The organism is Streptomyces sparsus (genome assembly GCF_054776295.1).
The window spans coordinates 1-3,798 of the sequence record NZ_BAAHCA010000470.1; the positions used below are offsets into that span (position 1 = coordinate 1).

Sequence of the window (3,798 nt, forward strand, 5' to 3'; positions counted from 1 at the left end):
CCCCGAGCGGCCACCACCCCGCGCACACCGGGCCGCCCCCGGTGCGGCAGCATGACGCCATGACACCCGCGCCGGAGGCCGTCGCCGCCTTCGAGGCGGCCAAGGGCTTCATGCCCCTGGACGAGGGCCTGGCCCTGCACCGGGCGGCCACCGAGGCCGCCCGACTGGGCCTGCCCCTACTGGAGATCGGCACCTACTGCGGCCGTTCCACGCTGCTGCTCGCCGACGCCGCCCGGCAGGCCGGAGTCGTCGCGGTCACCGTCGACCACCACCGGGGCAGCGAGGAGCAGCAGCCCGGCTGGGAGTACCACGACCCGACGCTGGTCGATCCGCAGGTCGGCCGCATGGACACGCTGCCCGTCTTCCGCCGCACGCTGCACGCCGCCGGCCTGGAGCAGCACGTCGTCGCGGTGGTCGGCCGCTCGCCGCAGGTGGCCGCGCTCTGGCAGGGGCGGCTCGGACTGGTCTTCGTCGACGGCGGGCACACCGACGAGCACGCGGCCGGCGACTACGAGGGCTGGGCGCCGAAGCTCGCCGAGCGCGGGCTGCTCGTCGTCCACGACGTCTTCCCCGACCCGGCGGACGGCGGGCAGGCGCCGTACCGGATCTACACCCGGGCGCTCGACTCCGGCGCGTTCACCGAGGTCGGCGTGACGGGATCGCTGCGGGTGCTGCGCCGGACCGGGGTCGGGATCTGACATGTCGGTCGGCCGCAAACTGTTCGTCGTACTCGCCGTGCTGCTGCCGCTGGCGCTGGCCGCCGGGCTGGCGTGGCTGGTGACGGGTCCGTCCGGCGGCACCGGCGCCCCGCCGGAAGTGGACGCGTCCTCCGCAGGCTCCCCGTCGGCGTCGGATCCGTCGGCGTCGCGGGAGCCCGGGCCCGGCGCCTCACCGTCCGGCGCGGCCGAACGGCCGCTGGCGGGACGGGTGGTGGTGCTCGACCCCGGCCACAACCCGAGCAACCGCGAGCACGTGAAGGAGATCGGCCGCCGGGTGGACATCGGCACCGGCCGCAAGGAGTGCGACACCACCGGGACCGCCACCGACGACGGTTACCCGGAGGCCGACTTCACGCTCGACCTGGCGGAACGCGTCCGCGCGGCCCTGGAGGAGCGGGGCGCCGAGGTCACCCTCACCCACAACGGTGACCCGCCGTTCGGGCCGTGCATCGACGAACGCGCCGACATCGGCAACCGGGCCGGTGCGGACGCGGTGGTCTCACTGCACGCCGACGGCTCCGCCAAGGGCAACCGGGGCTTCCACGTGATCCTGCCCGCGAAGGTGGGGGAGGGCACCGCCGACACCGCCGGCATCACCGCCGACTCCCGGCTGCTCGGGGAGCGGCTGGCGGACCGGTTCGCCGACGCCACCGGCACCCGGCCCGCTGACTACCTGGGCCCGGACACCGCCGCCTCCGGACTGGTCGTCCGCGACGACCTGGGCGGACTCAACCTCTCCCGGGTGCCCAAGGTGTTCCTGGAGTGCGGCAACATGCGCGACCCGCGGGACGCCGCGCTGCTCACCGACCCCGGATGGCGGCAGCAGGCCGCGCGGGGGGTCGCGGCGGGCGTCGCCGACTACCTGACGGGGAACCAGTAGTCGCAGCCGTGTTCGACGGCCCGCCGGGATCCCCAGGGGTCGTACCCCACCGGTCCGTGCTGTCCGTACGATGGGGCGCGCCCCCGTGATGACCGGACCATGACGACAAGATCGACGAAGGATCTGATGTGAACAACCGCTCGCTCACTCGAGGCGACGCAGTGGTGATCGGAGCAGCGGTCCTGCTGTTCATCGCCTCATTCCTCGACTTCTACAAGGCCAGCTCCGGGTTCGGCATCTCCGAGGGCCGCAACGGCTGGTCCAACTTCTGGTGGCCGGTGATGCCCTCGGTCTTCCTGGCGGGCTTCTTCGCCGCCGGTCTGATCGTGGCTGCCCGCTTCCTCCCCCAGGAGCGCACGTTCCTGGGCCTGAAGCTGGATCAGTGGGGCCTGACGCTCAGCGTGTTCGCCCTGTGGACCGCGTTCTGGACGCTGCTCAGCAGCTCCGGTGACGCCAAGTCGGGCCTCGAGGTCGGCGTCGGTCAGATCCTCGCCTTCATCGCCGTGCTCCTCCTGGCGGGCGGCGCCATCGCGACGCTGCTGGTCCCCGCGCTGCGGGCACCGCTGCTGCCGGCCGGCGGCTCCCGTCCCGGGCAGCAGCAGCCCTACGGCGGCGGCCAGCCGCCCGCCTACGGCTACCCCGGCCAGCAGCAGCCCGGCCAGCAGCCGGCGGGTTACGGCTACCCGGGCGGTCCGCAGCCCGGCGGCCACCCGCAGCAGTCCTACGGCGGCCAGCCCCACCAGGGTCAGCCGCAGCAGGCCCAGCCCGCCCAGGCGCAGCAGGGCTACCCGCAGCAGGGCCAGTCCGCCGGCGCGGGCCAGCCGGTCGCCGACCCCAACTTCCAGCCGTTCTGGTTCGCGGTGCCGGTGGCCCGCCCGCTGTTCGGCGAGGACGGTTCGCAGAGCCCCGTCGCCGAACTGGCCCCCGGCACCTGGTACCTGGCCGTCGAGCAGCGCGGCCAGGCGCTGATCGCGCAGACCCAGGACGGCCGTCGCGGCGTGCTCCAGGACACCTCCGGCATCCAGCGCGGCTGACCCGCCCGCCGCGGGACACGTGGTCCCCCACCGGCCCGGCCGGTGGGGGACCACCGCGTTGCCGGGCCGCCTGCCGTGCCGGGGCTCAGGGGGCGTAGAGGGCCTCGATGTCCTCGGCGAAGGCCTGCACGATCGCGCCCCGCCGCAACTTCATGGAGGGTGTCATCAGCCCCGCCTCCATGCTGAACTCGGCCGGCAGGATGCGGAACTCCCGGATCGACTCGGCACGCGACACCGCGCTGTTCGCCATCGACACCGCACGCCGCACCTCGGCCCGCACCCCCTCGCAGCCCGACGCCGCGCCCAGCTCCTCCGCGGCCCGGACCGCCTCCGCGCTCCGCGGGCGACGGCTCTCCAACGCGTCCGGGTCCAGGGTGATCAGCGCCGCGATGTAGGGCCGGTTGTCCCCGACCACCAGGCACTGCGAGATCAGCGGGTGGGCGCGCAGCCGTTCCTCCAGCACCAGCGGTGAGACGCTCTTGCCGCCGCTGGTGATGAGCACGTCCTTCTTGCGGCCGGTGATGACGAGGTAGCCGTCGTCGTCCAGGTGACCGAGGTCGCCGGTCGCCAGCCACCCGTCCAGCAGCACCGCGTCGGTGGCGGCCGGGTCGCCCAGGTAGCCGGAGAAGACCACCTCACCCCGCACCCGGATCTCCCCGTCCCGCGCGATGTGCACCGCGCAGCCCGGCAGCGGCCGGCCCACCGTGCCGAAGCGGGGGCGGCCGGCGGGCTGGCCGGTCACCGCGGCGGTGGTCTCCGTCAGGCCGTAGCCGTCGTGCAGGGTGATGCCGGCGCCCGAGAACAGCAGCCCCAGCTCCGTGACCGGGTACCAGGTGCCGTCACCCGTCCCGTCACGTCTGGACAGCTGCACCAGTCCGGGGTCGCGCTCGGCGGTGCGGTGGACAGCGTCCGCGAGGCCTCCCGAGAGCAGCGGTCCGACCAGCGGCGGCAGGCTGAAATCACGCACGGAACCCCCTCCACGACCCGACGTCGTGCCCCTTCCGCAGGTGGCAGGCAGCGCAAGTTGCCGGCCGACGACAGCGCTGCATAGAGGGGTTGACGTGCCGGCGGTCAATGTGCGGCAGCAGCGTCCGCCCGGGTGCGGTGCGCGCTCCGGCGCCGGACCCCACGCGGGCGCCCCGCGCCGGTGACGGCGGGGGTCCCG

3 protein-coding genes and 1 pseudogene are annotated in these 3,798 nt (G+C 74.4%); 3 read left to right on the top strand and 1 reads right to left on the bottom strand.

All coding sequences use genetic code 11. The features are described from left to right. Window positions 1-59: 59 nt before the first annotated feature. The 3 genes from ACYVE9_RS18635 (at window position 60) to ACYVE9_RS18645 (ending at window position 2,633) form a co-directional block, all read left to right on the top strand. Window positions 60-698 (top strand): class I SAM-dependent methyltransferase, encoded by a 639-nt coding sequence (locus ACYVE9_RS18635; RefSeq protein ID WP_461029021.1) that lies wholly within the window; start codon window positions 60-62, stop codon window positions 696-698. A gap of 1 nt (window position 699) precedes the next feature. After that, window positions 700-1,599, top strand: a complete 900-nt coding sequence (locus tag ACYVE9_RS18640; protein WP_461029019.1) for an N-acetylmuramoyl-L-alanine amidase — start codon at window positions 700-702, stop codon at window positions 1,597-1,599. A 128-nt stretch (window positions 1,600-1,727) separates the two neighbouring features. After that, window positions 1,728-2,633, top strand: a complete 906-nt coding sequence (locus tag ACYVE9_RS18645; RefSeq protein ID WP_461029020.1) for a DUF5336 domain-containing protein — start codon at window positions 1,728-1,730, stop codon at window positions 2,631-2,633. Window positions 2,634-2,718: 85 nt separating this feature from the next. On the opposite strand, the pseudogene ACYVE9_RS18650 reads toward ACYVE9_RS18645, so the two are convergent. Continuing rightward, window positions 2,719-3,450, bottom strand: a pseudogene (locus tag ACYVE9_RS18650) (AMP-binding protein); the annotation flags it as partial. Between the last annotated feature and the right edge of the window lie 348 nt (window positions 3,451-3,798).

What these genes read in the sequence shown, in the direction of transcription:
- ACYVE9_RS18635 (WP_461029021.1), top strand. Translation starts at nt 60, where the DNA reads ATGACACCCGCGCCGGAGGCCGTCGCCGCCTTCGAGGCGGCCAAGGGC.
- ACYVE9_RS18640 (WP_461029019.1), top strand. Translation starts at nt 700, where the DNA reads ATGTCGGTCGGCCGCAAACTGTTCGTCGTACTCGCCGTGCTGCTGCCG.